Annotated in this window: 20 protein-coding genes and 1 pseudogene; 9 read left to right on the top strand and 12 right to left on the bottom strand. The window is 65.0% G+C overall.

The window, feature by feature from the left end:
* The first annotated feature begins 125 nt into the window (after window positions 1-125).
* Window positions 126-317, top strand: a complete 192-nt coding sequence (locus tag AB4118_RS25030; protein ID WP_441492280.1) for a DUF3008 family protein — start codon at window positions 126-128, stop codon at window positions 315-317.
* An 87-nt stretch (window positions 318-404) separates the two neighbouring features.
* Here AB4118_RS25030 and AB4118_RS25025 read toward each other — a convergent pair whose 3' ends face one another.
* From AB4118_RS25025 to AB4118_RS25015, 3 genes are all read right to left on the bottom strand, one after another.
* A complete protein-coding gene (locus AB4118_RS25025) occupies window positions 405-668 on the bottom strand; it encodes a hypothetical protein (RefSeq protein ID WP_441492279.1) in 264 nt (87 codons plus the stop codon).
* Between the two features lie 108 nt (window positions 669-776).
* Window positions 777-989, bottom strand: a complete 213-nt coding sequence (locus AB4118_RS25020) for a hypothetical protein (RefSeq protein ID WP_441492278.1) — start codon at window positions 987-989, stop codon at window positions 777-779.
* A 68-nt stretch (window positions 990-1,057) separates the two neighbouring features.
* Complete coding sequence (locus AB4118_RS25015) at window positions 1,058-1,246, bottom strand: hypothetical protein (protein WP_441492277.1); 189 nt, start codon at window positions 1,244-1,246, stop codon at window positions 1,058-1,060.
* A 203-nt stretch (window positions 1,247-1,449) separates the two neighbouring features.
* On the opposite strand from AB4118_RS25015, the gene AB4118_RS25010 reads away from it, so the two are divergent.
* Window positions 1,450-2,778, top strand: a complete 1,329-nt coding sequence (locus AB4118_RS25010) for a PQQ-dependent sugar dehydrogenase (RefSeq protein WP_441492276.1) — start codon at window positions 1,450-1,452, stop codon at window positions 2,776-2,778.
* Between the two features lie 94 nt (window positions 2,779-2,872).
* Here AB4118_RS25010 and AB4118_RS25005 read toward each other — a convergent pair whose 3' ends face one another.
* Complete coding sequence (locus tag AB4118_RS25005; RefSeq protein ID WP_441492275.1) at window positions 2,873-3,301, bottom strand: DUF1236 domain-containing protein; 429 nt, start codon at window positions 3,299-3,301, stop codon at window positions 2,873-2,875.
* A gap of 263 nt (window positions 3,302-3,564) precedes the next feature.
* Here AB4118_RS25005 and AB4118_RS25000 point away from each other — a divergent pair, with 263 nt between their 5' ends.
* On the top strand, window positions 3,565-4,041 hold the full coding sequence (locus tag AB4118_RS25000; RefSeq protein ID WP_441492274.1) for a hypothetical protein: 477 nt from the start codon (window positions 3,565-3,567) through the stop codon (window positions 4,039-4,041).
* A 122-nt stretch (window positions 4,042-4,163) separates the two neighbouring features.
* Here AB4118_RS25000 and map read toward each other — a convergent pair whose 3' ends face one another.
* Window positions 4,164-4,964 (bottom strand): type I methionyl aminopeptidase, encoded by an 801-nt coding sequence (map, locus tag AB4118_RS24995; RefSeq protein ID WP_441492273.1) that lies wholly within the window; start codon window positions 4,962-4,964, stop codon window positions 4,164-4,166.
* Window positions 4,961-5,173, bottom strand: coding sequence for a ParD-like family protein (locus tag AB4118_RS24990; RefSeq protein ID WP_441492272.1), 213 nt, complete (start codon window positions 5,171-5,173; stop codon window positions 4,961-4,963). Before AB4118_RS24990 ends, map begins: the two co-directional genes overlap by 4 nt.
* 297 nt (window positions 5,174-5,470) lie before the next feature.
* Between AB4118_RS24990 and AB4118_RS24985 the strand changes: the two genes are divergently transcribed.
* Window positions 5,471-5,713 (top strand): hypothetical protein, encoded by a 243-nt coding sequence (locus AB4118_RS24985; protein ID WP_441492271.1) that lies wholly within the window; start codon window positions 5,471-5,473, stop codon window positions 5,711-5,713.
* Window positions 5,714-6,194: 481 nt separating this feature from the next.
* Here the strand turns inward: AB4118_RS24985 and AB4118_RS24980 are convergent, their stop codons facing one another.
* From AB4118_RS24980 to AB4118_RS24955, 6 genes and pseudogenes are all read right to left on the bottom strand, one after another.
* Window positions 6,195-6,851, bottom strand: coding sequence for a DUF1345 domain-containing protein (locus AB4118_RS24980; RefSeq protein ID WP_441492270.1), 657 nt, complete (start codon window positions 6,849-6,851; stop codon window positions 6,195-6,197).
* Between the two features lie 153 nt (window positions 6,852-7,004).
* Complete coding sequence (locus tag AB4118_RS24975) at window positions 7,005-8,624, bottom strand: OpgD/OpgG family glucan biosynthesis protein (RefSeq protein WP_441492269.1); 1,620 nt, start codon at window positions 8,622-8,624, stop codon at window positions 7,005-7,007.
* A 156-nt stretch (window positions 8,625-8,780) separates the two neighbouring features.
* A pseudogene (locus AB4118_RS24970) lies at window positions 8,781-9,704 on the bottom strand (hypothetical protein).
* Between the two features lie 82 nt (window positions 9,705-9,786).
* Entirely contained in the window at window positions 9,787-10,215 is a 429-nt protein-coding gene (locus AB4118_RS24965) for a VOC family protein (RefSeq protein WP_441492268.1), read from the bottom strand.
* Window positions 10,216-10,407: 192 nt separating this feature from the next.
* Entirely contained in the window at window positions 10,408-10,884 is a 477-nt protein-coding gene (locus AB4118_RS24960; RefSeq protein ID WP_441492267.1) for a YidB family protein, read from the bottom strand.
* Window positions 10,885-10,907: 23 nt separating this feature from the next.
* A complete protein-coding gene (locus AB4118_RS24955; protein ID WP_441492266.1) occupies window positions 10,908-11,168 on the bottom strand; it encodes a GlsB/YeaQ/YmgE family stress response membrane protein in 261 nt (86 codons plus the stop codon).
* Between the two features lie 214 nt (window positions 11,169-11,382).
* Between AB4118_RS24955 and AB4118_RS24950 the strand changes: the two genes are divergently transcribed.
* The 5 genes from AB4118_RS24950 (at window position 11,383) to AB4118_RS24930 (ending at window position 19,053) form a co-directional block, all read left to right on the top strand.
* Window positions 11,383-12,168 (top strand): transglutaminase-like domain-containing protein, encoded by a 786-nt coding sequence (locus AB4118_RS24950; protein WP_441492265.1) that lies wholly within the window; start codon window positions 11,383-11,385, stop codon window positions 12,166-12,168.
* A 7-nt stretch (window positions 12,169-12,175) separates the two neighbouring features.
* Window positions 12,176-13,087, top strand: coding sequence for an NAD(P)/FAD-dependent oxidoreductase (locus AB4118_RS24945; protein WP_441492264.1), 912 nt, complete (start codon window positions 12,176-12,178; stop codon window positions 13,085-13,087).
* A 280-nt stretch (window positions 13,088-13,367) separates the two neighbouring features.
* Complete coding sequence (gene bcsN, locus AB4118_RS24940; RefSeq protein ID WP_441492263.1) at window positions 13,368-14,366, top strand: cellulose biosynthesis protein BcsN; 999 nt, start codon at window positions 13,368-13,370, stop codon at window positions 14,364-14,366.
* Between the two features lie 26 nt (window positions 14,367-14,392).
* Window positions 14,393-16,576: a UDP-forming cellulose synthase catalytic subunit gene (gene bcsA / locus AB4118_RS24935; protein WP_441492262.1), complete on the top strand. Its 2,184-nt coding sequence runs from the start codon at window positions 14,393-14,395 to the stop codon at window positions 16,574-16,576.
* Window positions 16,573-19,053 (top strand): cellulose biosynthesis cyclic di-GMP-binding regulatory protein BcsB, encoded by a 2,481-nt coding sequence (locus AB4118_RS24930; protein WP_441492261.1) that lies wholly within the window; start codon window positions 16,573-16,575, stop codon window positions 19,051-19,053. Before bcsA ends, AB4118_RS24930 begins: the two co-directional genes overlap by 4 nt.
* The last annotated feature ends 6 nt before the right edge of the window (window positions 19,054-19,059 follow it).

The following is a 19,059-nucleotide window of genomic DNA, read 5'->3' as shown; positions in this document are numbered from 1 at the left end:
CGTCAGCAGTTGTTCCCGCCATGTCCCCTGCGGGCGCGCCAGAGCCTCAGCATCGCTCAGCCGGCCGGGAACGCAGACGCAGCCCGGCAGTTGATCTCGGTCCGACCTTTCAAAGGAGGTGCATCATGCCGGCGAAATCCAAAGCCCAGCAGAAGGCCGCGGGAGCGGCGCTCGCCGCCAAGCGCGGCGAGATCAAAACCAGCGAGCTGAAGGGCGCGTCGAAATCGATGGCGAAGTCGATGACCGAAGAGGAGCTGCACGACATGGCTTCGACCAAGCGCAAGGGCAAACCCGAGCACGTATCCAAGGCGCACTGAACCTCGCCCCGGCGCCCGGGTGCTTGCATGCCGATGGCCGCCTGGCGTGAATGCGGGGGACGGTCGAGCGAGCACTGACGCCTGCGGTCAGCGGCTGTCACCCGTGCTTCGTTGGAGCCTTGGCGCGTTCGCCGCCGTGGCGTCGAATTGCTGAACGGCCCGCTCCGCGAGCTGGCCGGCTCCGCCGGCATCCCAGAGCCCGACCACGATATAGCCGAGGCGTTCCCGTTGGATGGACGTTCTCTGTCGATCGATCTCGCCGCGTGCGTCGATCTGGCCCCACGCGGTCTCGAACGCCGCAACGATGACGGCGACCTCTTCTGGCGTGGCGACAATCGAGCGGAACGGCATCGACCTTCCCCTCGACGAGCAGTGAGCGCGCCGCCCTCCTCAAATGCAAGTGCAAATAGTGACGTGGGCTTCGCCTCCGCCTCATTGAATGGCGGGGCGCCGGCGGCCTCAGCGGGACCGCGCGGGTGCGCGCCTGGCGCCCCGTCCGCGCCGGTCCATGGCGAGCTTGGCCAGCACGCAGCCGAACACCGCGATCATCAGGGGCGGCGTCCGCAACCGCGCGATCAGGAACCCGAGCGGAACGGCAAACTGCTTGGGGTACTTTCCTGCGGCAATGTCGCGAGCCAGCCATAACCCGACGAGATGAACGAGGGCGCGCATGCATCTTCCCTTCTGCAAACCATGAGACGACCGCACCAGGACAGTCTCGCCCTGTGCGTTGAACGGCGTTACTGCCGCCGCTGACGGGGCGCACCCGGCTTCGCCGGGCTCTGGGCGGCAATCGGATCGCTCGCCGGAAACGTCTCCTTCAGCGCCTGGTCGAGCCGCTGATCTGCCGTGACTTCGCGCCCGGCCTGGCGTTGCGCGTGTTGCTCCTTACGGAGGCTCTCAATCGCCGGGTTCGTGTCTGGGCGCATCGCTCGTCTCCATTTCCGTGTCATCGCCGACAGGCGTCCAGGGGTAACGTCGCGCGGTTTGATCCGTTCCACTTCGATCTCAGTCGAGGACGCGGCCCGGGGCCGTCGTGAACCAAGCCATCGCGAACAAAGTGACGGGGTTTGACGTTCACCCCATGATGCGGGCGGGCAGTGCTTCCCGCAGCCAGGGAGGAGAACCGCATATGGCGATCAAGCGCCCCGTCATGCTCATCGCCAGCGTCGCGGCCTCGGCGCTCATGCTCGCCGCTTGCGACAGTCGCTCCACCCTGCCCGAGGAGGCGGGCTACGGCCCCAACCCGACTTTGCCCGAGCCCAGGACGACGTGGTTTCCCACCGTGAAGATCGCCGATGCGATCGGTTGGAAGCTCGGGGAGAAGCCGACCACGCCCAGCGGCGGCCAGGTGAGCACATTCGCCAGCGGGTTGCAGCATCCGCGCTGGCTCTACGAACTCCCCAATGGCGATGTGCTCGTGGCCGAAAGCGACGCGCCACCGAAGCCGGCGGAGAAGAGCGGCGGCATCCGCGGCTGGGTGCAGGGCGTCTTCATGAAGAAGGCCGGATCGCAGACGCTCAGCGCCAACCGGATCATGCTGCTGCGGGACGGTGACGGCGACGGCGTCGCCGAGACGAAGAGCGTCTTCCTGGAGAACCTCAACTCGCCATTCGGCATGGCCCTGATCGGCGACCAACTCTACATCGCCAATGCCGATGCGCTTGTCCGCGTCCCCTACCGGCAAGGCGAAACCAGAAGCGCGGGCGCAGCCGTGAAGGTCGCCGACCTGCCCGCCGGCCGGAACCACCATTGGACGAAGAGCCTGACCGCCAGCGCGGACGGCTCGAAGCTCTATGTCGGCGTCGGTTCGAACTCCAATGTCGCCGAAAACGGCTTGGACGAGGAGGAGCGGCGCGCGGCCGTGCTCGAGATCGACCCGGCGACGGGGGCGACGCAGCTCTTTGCGACGGGCTTGCGCAACCCTGTCGGGATCGACTGGAACCCCGTGACCAGGGAACTCTGGGTTGCGGTCAACGAGCGCGACGAGATCGGCGACGACCTGGTGCCGGACTACATGACCTCGGTGAAGCGTGGCGGCTTCTATGGCTGGCCCTACAGCTATTATGGCCAGCATCTGGACAGGCGCGTCGAGCCCCAGAAGCCGGAACTGGTCGCCAAGGCGATCAAGCCGGATTACGCTCTGGGTTCACATACCGCCTCCCTCGGGCTGGGCTTCGTGCCGCCGGGCCGCCTCGGGCCGCGCTATCAGGGCGGCGCCTTCATCGGCCAGCACGGTTCATGGAACCGCTCGCGCCCGGTCGGCTACCGCGTGATCTTCGTCCCCTTCAGCGATGGCAAGCCAGCCGGGATGCCGCAGGAGATCCTCACCGGCTTCCTGAACGAGAAGGGCGAGGCACGGGGGCGGCCCGTCGGCGTGCTGGTCGACCGGCGGGGCGGCCTGCTGGTTGCCGACGATGTCGGCAATACGGTCTGGCGGGTTGCCCTGCCGGGAGGCTGATTGCGACAGGGACGAGGGCCGCTTGCCCAGGTCGAGCTTCAGTCACAAGGAAAGGCCCGCCATCGATGGCGGGCCTTTCCCGTCTATCCGCCGATCATTCGATGATCTGTACGATCCTGCGGGTCTTCGGCTCGACCAGCACCGTCTGATCGTTCACGACGGTGTAGCGATACTGGGTCTTGCCGAAACGCTCCGGGACCTCTCGATAGGTGACGGTTTGGGGAAGCGTCGCTCCGACGACGACCTTCTCGCGATAGGCCACCGACGGCACCTTCTGCTCCGTCACATAAGTGCGGAACTCGGAGCGCCGGTCGGCCGCGATGCCGCCGACGATCGCCCCCGCCGCAGCGCCACCGACAGCCCCGACGGCCGCTCCGGCCGGCCCGCCGACAATGGCTCCACCAACGGCTCCGGTTCCCGCGCCGGCAGCGGCGCCACCGGCCGCACCAGCATTGGGTTGCTGCGCCGACACGGCCATAGGCAAGGCAACCAGCGCAGCCACAAGGACAATCTTCCTGATCATAGTCGATCTCCTGTTAGCCCCCGGCCGAGGAAGGGAACAATCTGTTAAGCCATTGGTTCCATGAACAATTATTCAGGAACGGGGTTTTCAGACCGGCGAATCTCGGGCGATCTTGCGGCGGCAGGGTCGGCTCCGCTTTCCTGCGGTGGCGGGCAACAAAGGTCGTCCTGCCTTAAGGTTACGATCATGCCGTTATTGAGTATCGGCCAGCAGGCGCATTACGTTGAGGCTGGCTATCGTGAAACGTGCGCCCGGGAACGACAATGATCTCGCTGACACTGTCTGACGGATCTCAGGTTCAGGTGCTGGCCCGCCGGGTCGCCCGGATCAGGCGGGCTGTTCCCGGTGATGGCGACCCGTTGGCCAAGACCCGCATCGACTGCGTCGATGTGCTGCTGGTGATCGAGCTGCCGGACTATGTCGCCGCTGTGGTGGGCGAGAAACTGCCGACACTCGCCGAGCTTGCGCTACCGGACGGATCGCCGGTCTGGTTCGACGCCGAGAAGGCATCGGGCCCGCTTCCACTCGATTCCAGACACCAGGGGGATGGAATCCTGTCCTCGCTTCACATCAGCGGCAAGCGGCAGTTCGTCGGCAATTCCCATGAAGACGTTGCCGAGGTGATCTCCTGCGCCGGCGGCGCCGCGCTCCCGATCCCGAGGGCGCGCCTGTTCGGCAAGGCGATCGATCTCGTTCACTCCTTGCGCGACATCCGATCCCAGGAGAGAGAATGGGACTAGGCGCAAGGGGACCTGAACCCCGAGCGACCGCGGATCCCCGCATGATGCGGCAGGCGATCCGACCGATCCGCCTTCGACGACCAGATCAGATCACGCAGACGGCGCTTCCGCGCGCTGCCGGATCAGCCGACCGCCGCCAGCGCACGCCACTTCATTGGCCCTGCGCCTTGTTCGTCGGGACGGAGCGTCAGAACCGAGACGCCGGACGCTGTCACGGCAACGGTGTGCTCGAACTGAGCCGACAGCGAGCCGTCTCTCGTCACGACAGTCCAGCCGTCAGCCTCCGTCTTCACGCTCCCTCGGCCGCGGTTGAGCATCGGCTCGATCGTGAAAACCATGCCCTCGCGGAGGGCGAGGCCGGTTCCTGGCTTTCCGAAATGCAAGACCTGCGGCTCCTCGTGCATCTCCCGGCCGATGCCGTGACCGCAATACTCGCGCACCACCGAATAGCCGTTCCGCTTGGCATGTCGCTCGATCGCCCAGCCGATATCTCCGAGCCGCGCACCCGGCCGAACCGCCTTGATGCCCATCCACATCGCTTCATAGGTGGTCTGGACCAGCCTCCTAGCGGCTGGTTTCACCTCGCCGACGAAATAGGTTTTGCTGGAATCCGCGATATAGCCGTTCTTCTCGAGCGTGATGTCGAAATTGACGATGTCCCCGTCCCGAAGCACGGTCGATTGCGATGGAACACCGTGGCAGACAACATCGTTCACCGAAGCATTCAACACAAAATCATAGCCATACTGGCCCTTGCTTGCAGGTCGGGCCTGAAGATCATGGACGATGAAGTGCTCGACCAGTTCATTGACCTGAAGTGTCGACAGGCCGGCGAGCGCGGTTCGATCCAGCATCCCGAACACGGAGGCCAGTAACCTCCCGGCTTCGGCCAGCAATGCCAGTTCGCGAGGCTGCTTCGTCATGCGTCAGTCTCGGCGAGCGGCTGAGCCTTGACGCCTGCGGCATTCAGCTCGCGCTCGATGATCTCAGTGAAGCTGAGCCCCGGATTGGTCTCGCAGAGCATGCCGAGCTTGATCCAGTAGGCAGCCTGCGCATTGATCGACCGAAACGATACCTTGCTCGCCCGGCGCAGCTGATCGTGCAGGTCGTCATCGATGTTCACGATGCCCATCGGAGTCTCCATATACGTTTCATATATGGATCGTATATATGTCGAGGATACGAAAGCCAAGGGGCGGCATCGCAAGCGCCCGGTGCGAGCCGCCTGACACTGGTCCCGAGAATGCATGGCCTATCGTACAGCGTGGCATGACCGCCGCCAGGCAGGCCGTCTGGAAGGTCCCGCGCCCAAATATCAGGATCGACTTTGGTCGGATGACGCATCCGACGAGTTGTGAGACCCTCAGCGTCACCGATGGCCTCAGTATGGATTCATAATTCTCCTTCAGCCAAAGGGGCGGGACAAGAGGTGACGATCAATCCTTGGCTCATGGCGGAACAGTTCGAGTCCGTGAACTGCACGGTTGCTGTCTGGACGGGTGAGAGCCCCACCGCAACCTTCACCGGCATCCGCGCGGCTGCGCGCTATGCGAACGCAGCCTTTCTGGGTGGCGCAATCGTGGAGATCATCATCGATCACACCAATGGTTGCGCCATCATCATCCGGGATGACGACCTGATCGCGCTGCTCGAATACGCTGCCTTCAACTAGGGCAGCCGCGGCGGATACGGGAGAGTTGTCGCCAGGGTATCTCGCTCTGGATCGGCCCTCACTTCTGCGCGCTCCAGCGACCAACGCTTGAGGCAGCCGTCGCTCGCGTCTTTGCGCAAAGCACATCATTCAGAAAAAAATGCCGGCCAGCGCAGCGGCCAAGGCCGCGCCGACCGGCTTGCCCGCGATGGGAGGGGAAAGCGAGCAATGCGAGATTAGCGCGCTTCATGACCAAGAGAACAGCAACAAATGCAATATCGCCATGCGTTCATTATTTCAAAATTAGAAGCAATTCTGAGATTGCCGCTACGACACTGAGATGTAATCGACCGCCTGTCTACTTGGAAAACCGCCTCCCGCGGCGCCCCTCCCCCAACCGTTCTTGACCATCAGGCCGCCCCTTCCATTGCGGCGGTCCGATTGACCGTCATGCTGCGGGGAATGCGCCATGGGCACTCCGGAGAGCCAGCCCGGACCGGCCTCAGGACCCCGACAGCAGCGAGGCGCCGACATTGATGCCGAAGGCCAGGATAGTGGTGTTGAAGAAGAACGAGAGGATGGAATGGGCGAGCACGATCGTCCTGACCTCGCGTGTGGTGACGCCGACATCCGATGTCTGCGACGTGCAACCGATCGTGTAGGAGAAATAGAGGAAATCGACATAGTCGGGCTCGCCCTTGCCCGGAAAATCCAGGCCGCCCTCGGCACCGTCATCGCTGTAGAAATCATGGGCGTAGTGCAGCGAGAAGAAGGCATGCACCAGCGCCCATGAGCTGAGGATGGTCACGGCGCCCAGTGCCAGGTGCAGTGTCTTTTCGTCGGGCGGCACGGTCTTCAGGCCGGCGAGCTGAATGCCGATGGCCGCGACGCTCGCGGCGGCCGCCAGGCAGGCGATGATCAGGATGGCGAGCGCGCCTTCATCCTGCTCGGCGGCACGCGCCCTGATCTGCTCGACGGTTTCGCCGAAGATCATCGTCGTCAGCAGGCCGAGATAGAGGATTGCGCCCGCGTCCCACGCCACCAGAAGCCGCGTCACCCAGCCCCAGTCGCGCGGCAGCACGATCGTCAGCAACATCACCGCCACCAGCGCCATCAGAAGGCGGGGCCGAATGAGCAGGGATTGTGGGAGGAGCTTCATCGGATCTCACGCCTGCAGGCCAATGACCCTGTCCAGGACGGAGCGATGCCGGTCAGATCATCGGGCGCGATAGCGCATCCGGGTCGATGATCCAGCCCCTCATGTTTGCGCCGGCTTTCCCAAGAACCGCAATCCACATTTCGGGCAGAAGCTCTAATCCCGAGTGACCACATGGCCTGGCGCATCTCGGACAGCAGGGGCAGGAACCGACCAAGACTGCGTCCACGTCTCGGAGAGGGTGCGGTTTCGCGACTTGAGATAGACGCGCAAGTCGGCAGTTTGCCCTACTGGCAAGGTCGCGTCGAGGATGACACGAAAGCCTTTCGCGGCGGGATTGGCGGCGATGATGGTATGGGCGATCGAACCGGCGGTCGTCGAGGCGACGACCTCGACACGCTTGGGGTCGCTCACGAAATACGCCAGATCGCCATCGCCAAAATCGATGATGAACCGCTGCTTGCCCATTCCGTCGGCATCGGGCTCCCGGATGTCCCAACCGCTGAAGCTGTTGCGGACCTGCGCCATGGCATGGAGCTCGTTGGTCGTCGACAAGGCGGTGATCCGATAGGTGAACTCACTGGCCTTGCCGATGTCGAGCGGCCGCGCCGGCGTCCAGCACGCCACGATATTGTCGAATGCCTCGTTGTTGGTCGGTATCTCGATCAGGTCGACCCGGCCCTCGCCCCAGTCACCGATGGGTTCGACCCAATATCCCGGACGTGCGTGATAATGCGCTTCCAGGTCCTGGTAATGTCCATATTCGCGGTCGCGCTGCATCAGGCCGAAGCCTCGCGGATCGCGGTCGCCAAAACTGGAGATCCGCAGGCTCGCGGGATTGCGGATCGGCCGCCAGATCCATTCTCCGGAGCCGTTCTGCATCAACAGCCCATCGGAATCGTGAATTTCGGGCCGGAAATCGGTTCGGTGTCCAAGATCGCCCTCGCCCGCCAGGAACATCGAGGTCAGCGGCGCGATGCCGATGCGCGGGATCTCCACGCGCGGCACGAGGGCAGCCGTGACCGACATCGCAGTCGTGCGGCCAGGCGAAACGACATAGCGGAACGCCCCCGCCACGGACGGGGAATCCAGCAGGGCGTAGATCACCAGATCGAGGCTGTCTGCCCTCGGCTCTTCCAGCCAAAGCGCACGGAAGAAGGGAAACTCCTCAGGCTGCTTGCCGCCGACGTCGATAGCAAGGGAGCGCGCGGAAAGCCCGTAACGGTGGCCCCGCCCGATCAGCCTGAAATAGCTCGCCCCCAGAAACGAAATCACCTCATCCTGGATTTTGGGATCGTTGAGGGTGGTCGTCACCGCAAACCCGGCAAACCCGAGCGACGGCGAAAGCTGCTTGGGCACCGGCACCTTGCCGTATTCGAACAGGCTCGTCGTGAACGGGATCGGGATGGCGTTGCCCTCCTTCACCACATGCAACTGCACCGGCTTGTCGTGCAGAAAGCCGAGATGGAACGGGAGCAGGCGGAAATCGGAACCGCTCTCCTGCCACAAGGCCTTTTCCCGACGGAAACGGATCTCGCGATAGCTGTCATAGGTCAGCTTCGACAACTCCGACGGGATCGTCAGGCCACCGGAATCGAAGGGCCGCTCGCCCAGAATGCGCGCCTGCGCGACGACGTCGTCGAAACCAAAACGGGCAGCCCCTGGTTGGGGCGCTGGCGCGGCAAGCGAAGGCTGCCCTCTCGCAAGCAAGGCGGTTGCGATCAGCGTCGCGAGAGCGGAGCGGCGGGTGTGGAAAAGGCTTTCGCCTGAATTCATGAGTGTTCGGCTCGACAGTGATTGGGTAGGAGCCTAACCTCGGCCTGCCTCATTATGTTCCGCAGGTCCAATGAACGAGGGCGTGCAATCTCCTGAACGATGTCCGCTTGGCCTGCATCTGACGATCCAGGCAAGCGGAATGCCATAACGCATTGCCTATACGGGCTTCTCGTCCTGCCTTCCCTGCATCTGCCGCTGCCTGCGTGTCGCCTGTGCGCGCTCGAGCGATCTCGCCTTTCGACGGGCGTCCCGTAACTCCTCGACGGTCGGCTGCCACCAGCCCCGGGCAAGCTCCGCCCCGCTCGCCGGCTGCCGCGCCGGCCATGTCCGCACCAGCTCGTCATGGCCGGGCCTGCGCCAGCTTGCCCAGACGAAATCGCCGGTCGCGCCGGCACTCCAGAGGTAATGCTGGTGCAGGCTTTCCTCGTCGACCAGCTCCCCCGTGACCTCGGTGAAGACGAGCGCGCCGGCATGAGACATCAATGGGCGGTCGCCGGGCGGGAGCTGATCGGCAAGGACCGGATAGCGATGGCGCTGCCGCTCCCTGGTTTTCGCGCGCAACGCGTGGTGCTCTGCCGAGCCCTTCAACTCGTCTCGCCGCCGCTTCCGCTCGACCGGCTCGGCGCGGCGGGCGGCCTCCTCGATCGCCGGCCAACGGCGCCGCAGTTCCTCCAGCGAGCGATAGGGAATGCGCCAGAGCCTTTCCTCGCCGTCCCACCAGGCTCAGGGCACGGCGCGCAATTCCGCGACGACGGTCCTGGAATAAGGCGTACGGACCATGAGATCCTCTGCCGGGACGAGATAGTCGCTCACGATCGGATCGAATGCGAAGGCGTCCCTGCCGCGCGCATCGGCATGGGAGAGAACGCCGGAAAGTTCCCGCTGCAGCCAGCGATCGAGCCGCCTCTCGGCCGTGCTCCCTGGCACGAACCAGGCACGGCGATCATCGCGCCAGCGCGCCCGGGGAAAGGCCGCGCGGAAGCGCTCGACCAGCGCCGTGTCATAGGGAAAAGACGCGGTCGCCCCAGCCCTGTCCTCGCCGGCCGGTTCGACGGTGATGCTGTCTTGCGGGGATGGCATCGTCGCTCCGCCCTCGCTCACACCAACGATCGGAATGCGAGCATGACGGATCGTGGCGCGCGTGGCACCACCTGCCGATCACTCAGAACGTGATCTTGACCGATGGAGCGCTGCGTTCGGCCTCGCCATGGAAGACGGCCTCGATATTGTTGCCGGCGGGATCGAGCAGGAAGGCGGCGTAATAGCCGGGATGATAGGGGCGCTCGCCCGGCGCGCCGTTATCCCTGCCGCCGCTGTCGAGGCCAGCCTTGTAGAAGGCGTCGACCATGGCGCGGTTCCTGGCCTGGAAGGCGATATGGTGCCGGCCCGTGAGCTCGCCCTGCGCCGCCTTGCTCTGCGCGCTCGAGACGAAGAGTTCGTCCACCCAGAAATAATCCTCGGCCGTCCCGCCGATCGGAATGTGAAGTTCGCGGAAGATGCCCTCGTAGAAGCGGCGGCAGGCGCCGAGGTCCGCGACAACGAGCTGGATATGATCGATCAGCCGGCCGCGATGTAGTTCCTGGGTTTCCATCTGTTCCTCCCGATTGCGCATCAACTCAGGCGAGACAGTGTGGCTCCAGGCCGTGACGAGATCTGGCAGTACCCGATCTGGCAGTACCTGGCAGCCTCGAGAAACCCTGACGACGAACCGGCTCCCGATGACGGGAGCCGGTCGCTGGACGTGTCGACGGTCGCCGGCTCTGCCGGTCATGCAGGGGCGGGATCAGGCCCCGGCGGCGGGGAGCCTGCCGTCGGGCGTATAGCGATCCACGGCGTCAGGCAGTTGCCGGGACAGCCGGGACAGCAGCTCGTCGCGGGAGAGGCCCGTCTGGCGTTCGAGCTTGGCCAGGACATCGGGTCCGATCACCTGTTCCAGATCCGGCGGCGCAACCTCCTGATTGGCGCCCTGGCGCACCCAGGAATCGGCCTTCTCGCCCTGGCCTGCCTGTTTGAAGCGATCGATCAGCTCGCCCAGACCTCCGTTCAGGAAGCCGCCGATCCCGCCTGCGCCCAATGTGCCGCCGAGATTGCCGAGCACGGAATCCGCGCCTTTCGGGATATCGCCGGCCGGTGCACCGGTGGGCGCCGGCTGGTTGGCCTGGCCGAGCCACTCTGCGATCTTGTCCTTGTTCTGGTAGCCTGCGAGGGCCAGCAGGCCCAGCAGTGCCGTCATCGACGGAAAGCCCTGGTTGTCGCTCATGAAATTTGCTCCTGCTGCCGGGGTTAGACCGTGTGTCGGCGGTTCGCGAAAAACGCCCACACCGCCAGGACGATGACGGCGCCGATGATGGCCCCGATCAAGCCAGCACCTTCGCCGGGGGCGTACCAATGCATGGCCTGCCCGATGTATGTGGCAACGAAGGCACCCACGATCCCGAGGATGGTGGTGAGAATGAAGCCCGAAGGCTCGTTCGATCCAGGGGTTAGAAATTTGGCGACCACGCCGGCGAGAAAGCCGACGAGGATGGTCCCGAGAATGCCCATAATGTCCTCCCTCAAGCGTCTGGTCACATCCGAAGCTTGGCCACATCTGAAGGCGCAAGAGCCGCCGCAAACGACGCGCAAGCGCAGGTTCTGAACCGGCGAACGGCACAGAGGTTCCCTTTGGTTCGTCAGCCCGGGCTTAATCCGCGCCGGCGGTTCGGAACGAAACCACTGCCAACTCCGTTTGGATCGCTGGGACAGTCCGGAGTTCAAGATGAAGCTGATCGCATCGGCTCAACTCGTCTATGGCTTTTCTACGCCGACGCAGGTGATCGGGCTGATCCAGGCGTCACATTCCAGCGATCAGTCGATCCTTGCGGAAGAATTGACTGTCAGCGGCGATGTGCGGCCCATCGCAGACGAGACACCCGCGGGAGATCGCCGGTTCCGGGCCTGCTTCTCGGGCGAGACGACGATCAGCTATACTGCCACGGTCGATAACGGCGTGCGCCAGTTGCTGCCTGCGTCGGGGCGCCAGCATGCGTGGAACGAACTGCCGGCCGAGGCGCTGTCCTATCTTCTGCCTAGCCGGTTTTGCCCGAGCCACCGCTTTCAGCGCTTTGCCCAGCGCGAGTTCGCAGGCGCGGGCGACGGCGTCAGCCGGGTGATGGCGGTTCTCGACTGGATCGCGTCCCATGTCGACTACGTCGCGGGCGTCAGCACGCCTGAATCGACGGCGGCGCATACTTTCACCGTCAGGGCGGGGGTTTGTCGCGACTTCACCCATCTCGGCATCACCTTCTGCCGTGCCCTGTCGATACCGGCTCGCGCAGTCAGCGCCTATTCGCTCGATGTCCAACCGCCCGATTTTCACGCCGTGATGGAAGTCTATCTCGAGAACGCCTGGTGGCTAGTCGACCCGACGCGCCTCGCCCCTATCGAGGGCATCATCCGCATCGCCCATGGCAGGGATTCGACGGATACCGCCTTCCTGACCACTGATAGCGCCTGTACCGTGATCTCGCAGACCGTCCAGGTCCGGCGCAGCGATGCAGCCTGAGGGACGCATGACAAACCAGCTCGATTGCCTCGTGATCGGCGGCGGCCCCGCGGGCCTGACGGCGGCGATCTATCTTGCGCGCTTTCATCTCAGCGTCACCGTCATGGACGCGGGCCATGGCCGCGCGCTGCAGATCCCCTGCACCCATAATCATGCCGGCTTTCCCGAGGGCATTTCCGGTCGCGAGCTGCTCTCGCGGATGCGGTCGCAGGCGATCCGGTACGGCACCTGGATTGTCGATCGCCGCGTCGAGGCGCTGACCCACGACGGTTCCGGCTTCGCGGCGCACGGGCAGGACGTCGACATCAAGGCGCGCTCGGTTTTGCTCGCCACCGGCGTCACGAACCGTCGCCCCCCGATGACCGACGCGCTCCATGCCGAGGCGCTCATGCTGGGCCGCCTGCGCTACTGTCCGGTTTGCGACGGCTACGAGGTCACCGGGCAGGATGTCGCGGTCATCGGCTCCGATTCCGGCGCTGCGAATGAATGCGAATTCCTGCGGTCGTATACGGCGCTGGTCAGCCTTGTCCTCGATGGAACCGAGGGCCTTGCCGCCCCCCTGTATGAGCGTCTCGCGGGTCTCGGGGTTCGCATCATCGGCGGACCGGCGCAGGACTTCGCGCTGGAGGAGGATGGCCTGAGCCTGTCTTCGGCCGCGGGGCGGCTGCGCTTCGACACCGTCTATCCCGCCCTTGGCTCGGTCGTTCATTCCGACCTCGCGACCGCATTGGGCGGGGCCGTGACGGATGATGGCTGCATCCAGGTCGATCGCCACCAGCGCACCAGCATCGCGGGATTATACGCGGCCGGCGATGTCGTGATCGGTCTCGACCAGATCAGTCATGCCATGGGGCAGGCCGGCGTGGCCGCAACCGCGATCCGCAACGATCTCGCCGCATCCCGTCCGCAGCTGCGCTAGTCATGGCGGCACGCCCCCTTCTCTCTGCGACGCCAGGCAAAAGGATCTTCCAGGTGATCCGCTTCGCCGGCTTCCAATCCGGCACGCAGAAGGCTTGCCCATTGTTGAGGCACGGGCGGATGGCCATTGCAAAGATTATGGGGGATGAGATCGCCTGTCGCACAAAATCTCCCACTGCGCTCGCTCGACAGGGGTTGGTGCCGGTGCCGGAATTGTCTGTACTGGCAGGCATGATTCGATCGAGGGCCAAAGACTGGCCGCATCAGCCTGCGGTAAGAACGTGTTAATCTTTGTTAATCAATGGTTCCGACATGTCGATCGCTCCAAGACACCGGCCTGCGTGCCGATGAGCGTGTCCGGCCTGCGTCCGGCGCTCGGCCCGGCTCGCGGCCAGACCAGGGGGCGGCTCGCAACCCTTGCCACCGCGGCCTTGCTGGGTGCGATGGCGGCAGGCTGCGGTGAGCAGAGGCTGACGGATGCCGAACTGTCGTTTGCAACACGCTCCATCGCCGTCGACCCGAGCCGCGCCCTCATCGTGCTGCCGCCGGGCGGGCCAGCGGTCGTGAACGTCACGCAGCGCAGCTACGAAAATGCCGTGTCCCAGACCGTCACGCTCGCCACGCGAGGCCGGACGCCGGGCGAGAATGCGATCTATGCCGCCTTCCTGACGGCGGCGGATGTTCCCGATACGAATGGTGTGGAAGGCAGGCTCCTCTCGCTTCCCAGCATCGAGGATTTCGCGATCGCGCGCGAGATGGAGGAGCGGCTTCCGGGCGTCGCCATGGTGCCGTCGGCCGCCTATGTGCAGAACCGCTACGGCCCGTTCGGCTATGCCTTTGGCCGCGGCCCCGGGGGCGATGGCTGTCTTTACGCCTGGCAGCGCGTCGCAAGCGATGACAGCCTTTTCCGCCCCAGATCGGGCGTGATCTCCGTGCGCCTGCGGATCTGTGCGCCGGGAGCGTCGGAAGCCGCCTTGCTGCGCCTCGCCTATGGGTTTTCCGTCAACGCCTCGCTCAGGCGCGCAGGCTGGAACCCGATCGGGGATGCGCCATCGCCCTCCCCCGATCTCGGCGAGGCCGGCGCGCCGATCTATCCCCTGCCCCAGGCATCCATGCCCCAGACATTCCTGCCTGATGCGGTCGAGCGGCCACCTCGGGCTGCCCGCCCGAAACGTCCGCAGCCGGCCCGTACCGAGGTGAGAGACCCTGTCCCGGACAGGCCTCTGCCGGACCGACCCCTGGAAGGATACCCGACCGTTCCGCCGCCCTTGTCGCCTTGACCGCAACCAGGATCACCTGAAGACCGATGCGAACAACGATCTACGTCATCGTCTGGGCTGTGATCGCCGCCTTGGTCGTGGTGCTGATCACCTTGCCGATCAGCCTGCAGGCGCATCTGATCGCGGGGGCGATCGTGGTCACGGCGATGATCGCGCTGAAGTTCCTGCGGCCTGACGGCGTCTGGCGGCTGATCGCGCTGGGATTGGGAACGGCGATCGTGCTGCGCTACATCTATTGGCGCACGACGAGCACCTTGCCGCCGGCGAACCAGATCGAGGACTTCATCCCGGCGATGATCCTCTATCTCGCCGAGTTCTATAATATCGGCATGCTGTTCCTCAGCCTGTTCGTGGTCGCGCTTCCCTTGCCACCGCGCAAGACACCGCCGGTCGACCTGCAGAATGCGCCCACGGTCGACGTCTTTGTGCCGACCTATAACGAAGAGGCGGATCTGCTGGCGACGACGCTCGCGGCTGCGCTCGCGATGGATTACCCGGCGGATCGCCTGAAGGTCTTTCTCCTCGACGATGGCGGAACCGACGAGAAGTGCAACGCGGATAATTTCGTGGCCGCCAACGCTGCCAAAGAGCGCCGGGCGACGCTGCAGAAGCTATGCGAGGGCCTCGGCGTCACCTATCTGACGCGCGAGCGCAATATCAGCGCCAAGGCAGGCAACCTCAATAACGGCATCGCTCACTCCGAAGGCGAGCTGATCGTCGTCTTCGATGCCGATCATGCGCCCGCGCGGTCCTTCCTCACGGAGACCGTGGGCTTTTTCGGCCAGGACCCGAAGCTGTTCCTGGTGCAGACGCCGCATTTCTTCATCAACCCCGACCCGCTGGAGCGCAATCTCCAGACCTTCAAATATATGCCGTCCGAGAACGAGATGTTCTACGGCATCATCCAGCGCGGTCTCGACAAATGGGACGCCTCGTTCTTCTGCGGTTCGGCTGCGGTGCTGCGCCGCCAGGCACTCAAGACCACCAATGGCTTCGCTGGACGTAGCATCACGGAAGACGCCGAGACGGCGATCACGCTGCACGCCACCGGCTGGCACAGCGTCTATGTCGACAAGCCGCTGATCGCTGGGCTGCAGCCGGCGACCTTTGCGAGCTTCATCGGGCAGCGCTCGCGCTGGGCGCAGGGCATGATGCAGATCCTGATCTATCATCGCCCGCTGTTCAAAACCGGTCTCTCGCTGCCGCAGCGGCTCTGCTACTGCTCCTCGGCGCTGTTCTGGCTGTTTCCCTTCGCGCGCTGGATCTTCCTGATCTCGCCTCTGTTCTACCTGTTCTTCGGATTGCAGATCTTCACGGCATCGGGGGCGGAGTTCTTCGCCTATATCCTGAGCTATATGGTCGTGAACCTGATGATGCAGAACTATCTCTATGGCCGCTATCGCTGGCCATGGATCTCGGAACTCTACGAGTTCATCCAGTCGGTCTACCTGCTGCCCGCGGTCGTCTCGGTCCTCATCAATCCGGGCAAGCCGACCTTCAAGGTCACGGCCAAGAACGAATCTCTGGAAACCCGTCGCGTCTCCGAGCTGGGGCTGCCGTTCTTCATCATTTTCGGCGTCCTGGCGCTCGGTGTCGTCGCGACCTATTGGCGGATCATCACCGAGCCCTACAATGCCGACACGACGGTGGTCGTCGGCCTCTGGAACCTGCTGAACCTGCTGATGGCGGGCTGCGCGCTCGGCGTCGTCTCCGAGCGGCCGGAGGGGCGCGCGGCCCGGCGCTTCGCAGTGCGGCGACGCGGCGAGATCACCATCGACGGGCAGACCGCGCCGATCGTCACCGAGAACGCCTCCGTCGACGGCGTCGGCATCCGCGTTCTGTCCCATGTTTTCGACAAGCTGCCTGTCGGCAGCGAGGCGCTCATTTCTTTCGAGACCACGATCAACATGCCGGCCGGTACGCTGCCGGTGCGTGTGATGCGCCTGGCGCCTGACGACAAGGGTTTGCTGATGGGCTGTCGCTACGCCCCGAGCGAAGCCTTGCACAGCCGCATGATCGCCGATCTCGCCTTTTCCGACGCCGAGCGTTGGACCCTGTTCCAGAAGGCGCGGCGCCAGAACATGGGGGTCGTCTACGGCACGATCCGCTTCCTGCGGATCGCGATCTTCCAGACGAGCCGCGGCTTGTCTTATTTCTTCGGCCTTTACCGCCTGACACGGCCCGCAGCACCAGCGAGACCAGCGGAATGAGGCTGGGGCAGTTTTCCCTCGTGGCCACCATGGCCCTCCCGCTGCTCGGCGGCGCCGGCATGGCACAGGACGGGCGCGTGCAGCCGACACCGGTCGAACCGGCGCCGTTCATGATCGCGCCGCCGAAGCAACCGCCGGCCGAGAAGCCCGCCCCCGTGGCACCGGCTGCGCCTGCTGCCGAGCCCCCTGCCCCGAGCCAGCCGCCGAAACACGCGGCGGCAGCGACTGCGCCCGCCCCCTTTGCGTTCAAGCCGCTGCTTCCTGCCGCCCGCGTCACCCTGGAAGGCGAGAGCGACACCCGCAACTGGGCTTTCTTCCTGACGCAGGACGAAGCCGCTGCCGATCTGAACCTGGACGTGGCATTCCAGAATGCGCTCGTCGTGATGCCGGAAGCCTCGCGGTTGACCGTCCGGATCAATGGCGAGCGCGTTATCGAGCAGCCCATCGCATCGTCGGACCGCCTGGCGCGGCTCTCGGTCGCGATCCGCAAGGCTCTTTTGCGCGCAGGCGAGAATACGATCGGTTTCGAGGTCGTGCAGCGCCACCGCACGGATTGCACCCTGGCCTCCACCTACGAGCTCTGGACCCGCATCGACGGCGCCGGCACGCGACTGAGATTTCGCAGCCCCGATGCAGCGAAACCGCGTTTGCGAGGCATCGACGATCTGCCGTCGATCGGCGGGGACGAAAGCGGCCAGACGACGATCAACATCGTGGCGCCCAGCGCGTCGCGGGCGATCGCGGGAAATACCATCCTCGCCGTCGCCCAGGCAGTAGCCCTGCGCGGGCGCTTCGGGCAGGTCGTGGTGCGGGTCTCCGAACGGCCACCGGAGCGGCTGCGGCCGGGCTCGCTGACGGTTGTCATCGGAACCGCGAACGAACTGGGTGAACTGCTCGGCACGATCCCGGAGGAGGCCGCCACCCGCAGCTTCCTCGGTTTCGTCGCCAGTCCGAAGCTGGGTCCGGCCACACTTCTCGTCACGGGCCAGGGCTGGCCGGATATCGAGGCGGTCGTCGCCAAGATCCTGACCGAGCCGGTTTCGAGGCCGACCAATATCAACCGCACCAGCATGGATACGGCGAGCTGGCACACGCCGAATCCGCCTTACGTCACGGGCCGGCAGGTGCTGCGCTTCGCCGATCTCGGCGTCCCCACCCAGGAATCGACCGGCCGGCGCATGCGGGTGCGCGCCGTCGTCGCCATGCCCGGCGACTTTTTTGCGAACGCCTACGGTGAGGCCACGCTTCTTCTCGACGGAGCCTATTCCGCGGAGGTCCTGCCCGGCGTCAGCCATATCGAGATCTTCGTCAACGGCAATGTCGCCGCGACCGTGCCGCTCAACACGACGACCGGCGGCCTGTTCCAGCAGTTCCCGATCACCGTGCCGATGCGGCATTTCAGGCCGGGGATCAATGAGCTCTGGCTCGAGGCCGTCACGATCGCGAAGACCGATCTGAGCTGCGGGCCTGGCGCGACGCTGCCGGGCAAGAGCCGTTTCGCGCTGTTCGATACCACCTCGCTTGCCGTTCCGGATTTCGCGAAGATCGGCGTCAAGCCAAACCTCGCCGCCGTTTCCGGCACGGGATTTCCCTACTCGGTGGCGCCGCGCGTGGCCCTGGTCATGGGCCGGCTCGATGCCGCCAATTACGGTGCGGCGGCGACTCTGCTGGCGCGCCTGGCCCAGCGCGCCAGCCGGCCCATCGCGGTCGATCCGCTTGCGAATGCCGCCACCGTGGGAGATCGCCCGGCGCTGATCGTCGGAGCGGCCGGCCAGTTGCCAAGCGGCCTGCTGCCGCGCGTCGGCATCGCCGACACCGTCCGCGCCACATGGCCACAGCGCGCCGACGCCGTCGTGGTCCCGCCCGATGCGGATGGCACGGCCGTGTTCGACGCCGTGCTCAACCGTTTCCAGGGCCGCCAGACCACACCGGAAGATTCAGGCGGCGTGCCGCAATCCACGAACGAGATCCGCGACCGGTGGCGGAACTCGCTCGGTGGCCCGCTGGCCCGCTATCTCGTTGCCTTCGACGGCTGGCTGCAGCGCACCTTCGACCTGTCATTTGCCCAATTGCGCACACCGTCGCGCTCGTCTTCGCTCTACGAGCCTGCCGAGGGAACCGACCTGATCGCAGCCCAGGCCGCCGATCCGGAGACCCGGCAGGTCTGGACCGCCTTCGTCGCCCGGCGCGAAGAGGCGCTCGAGAGCAGCGTCGCCCGAATCGTGACGCCGGGCAATTGGGCTGCCATGGCCGGCAGGATCACGGCTTTCCGGGGTGGGCAGGAGACACATGTCCTCTCCGCCGACCGCACCTCCTTCTTCATGACGCGGCCCTTCAGCTTGACCAATATGCGCCTCGTCCTCGCCAACTGGATGTCGAGCAATATCGGCACCTACGCGCTGACGCTCCTGGCCGCCTGCATCACCCTCGGCATCGGCACCGCGTTGATGCTCGGACGGTTGGGGCGGCGCTCATGAGAAAGC

Source organism: Allobosea sp. 2RAB26 (assembly GCF_052115465.1).
Classification (GTDB): domain Bacteria; phylum Pseudomonadota; class Alphaproteobacteria; order Rhizobiales; family Beijerinckiaceae; genus Allobosea.
The sequence above is the reverse complement of the archived record's forward strand: the minus strand, read 5'-3'. Positions and strand labels throughout refer to the sequence as shown.

What these genes read in the sequence shown, in the direction of transcription:
- AB4118_RS25025 (WP_441492279.1), bottom strand. Translation starts at nt 668, where the DNA reads ATGCCGTTCCGCTCGATTGTCGCCACGCCAGAAGAGGTCGCCGTCATC.
- AB4118_RS24965 (WP_441492268.1), bottom strand. Translation starts at nt 10,215, where the DNA reads ATGGAAACCCAGGAACTACATCGCGGCCGGCTGATCGATCATATCCAG.
- map (WP_441492273.1), bottom strand. Translation starts at nt 4,964, where the DNA reads ATGACGAAGCAGCCTCGCGAACTGGCATTGCTGGCCGAAGCCGGGAGG.
- bcsA (WP_441492262.1), top strand. Translation starts at nt 14,393, where the DNA reads ATGCGAACAACGATCTACGTCATCGTCTGGGCTGTGATCGCCGCCTTG.
- AB4118_RS24960 (WP_441492267.1), bottom strand. Translation starts at nt 10,884, where the DNA reads ATGAGCGACAACCAGGGCTTTCCGTCGATGACGGCACTGCTGGGCCTG.
- AB4118_RS24930 (WP_441492261.1), top strand. Translation starts at nt 16,573, where the DNA reads ATGAGGCTGGGGCAGTTTTCCCTCGTGGCCACCATGGCCCTCCCGCTG.
- AB4118_RS24950 (WP_441492265.1), top strand. Translation starts at nt 11,383, where the DNA reads ATGAAGCTGATCGCATCGGCTCAACTCGTCTATGGCTTTTCTACGCCG.
- AB4118_RS25010 (WP_441492276.1), top strand. Translation starts at nt 1,450, where the DNA reads ATGGCGATCAAGCGCCCCGTCATGCTCATCGCCAGCGTCGCGGCCTCG.
- AB4118_RS24990 (WP_441492272.1), bottom strand. Translation starts at nt 5,173, where the DNA reads ATGGGCATCGTGAACATCGATGACGACCTGCACGATCAGCTGCGCCGG.
- AB4118_RS25020 (WP_441492278.1), bottom strand. Translation starts at nt 989, where the DNA reads ATGCGCGCCCTCGTTCATCTCGTCGGGTTATGGCTGGCTCGCGACATT.
- AB4118_RS24980 (WP_441492270.1), bottom strand. Translation starts at nt 6,851, where the DNA reads ATGAAGCTCCTCCCACAATCCCTGCTCATTCGGCCCCGCCTTCTGATG.
- AB4118_RS24955 (WP_441492266.1), bottom strand. Translation starts at nt 11,168, where the DNA reads ATGGGCATTCTCGGGACCATCCTCGTCGGCTTTCTCGCCGGCGTGGTC.
- AB4118_RS25005 (WP_441492275.1), bottom strand. Translation starts at nt 3,301, where the DNA reads ATGATCAGGAAGATTGTCCTTGTGGCTGCGCTGGTTGCCTTGCCTATG.
- AB4118_RS25030 (WP_441492280.1), top strand. Translation starts at nt 126, where the DNA reads ATGCCGGCGAAATCCAAAGCCCAGCAGAAGGCCGCGGGAGCGGCGCTC.
- AB4118_RS24945 (WP_441492264.1), top strand. Translation starts at nt 12,176, where the DNA reads ATGACAAACCAGCTCGATTGCCTCGTGATCGGCGGCGGCCCCGCGGGC.
- AB4118_RS25000 (WP_441492274.1), top strand. Translation starts at nt 3,565, where the DNA reads ATGATCTCGCTGACACTGTCTGACGGATCTCAGGTTCAGGTGCTGGCC.
- AB4118_RS25015 (WP_441492277.1), bottom strand. Translation starts at nt 1,246, where the DNA reads ATGCGCCCAGACACGAACCCGGCGATTGAGAGCCTCCGTAAGGAGCAA.
- AB4118_RS24975 (WP_441492269.1), bottom strand. Translation starts at nt 8,624, where the DNA reads ATGAATTCAGGCGAAAGCCTTTTCCACACCCGCCGCTCCGCTCTCGCG.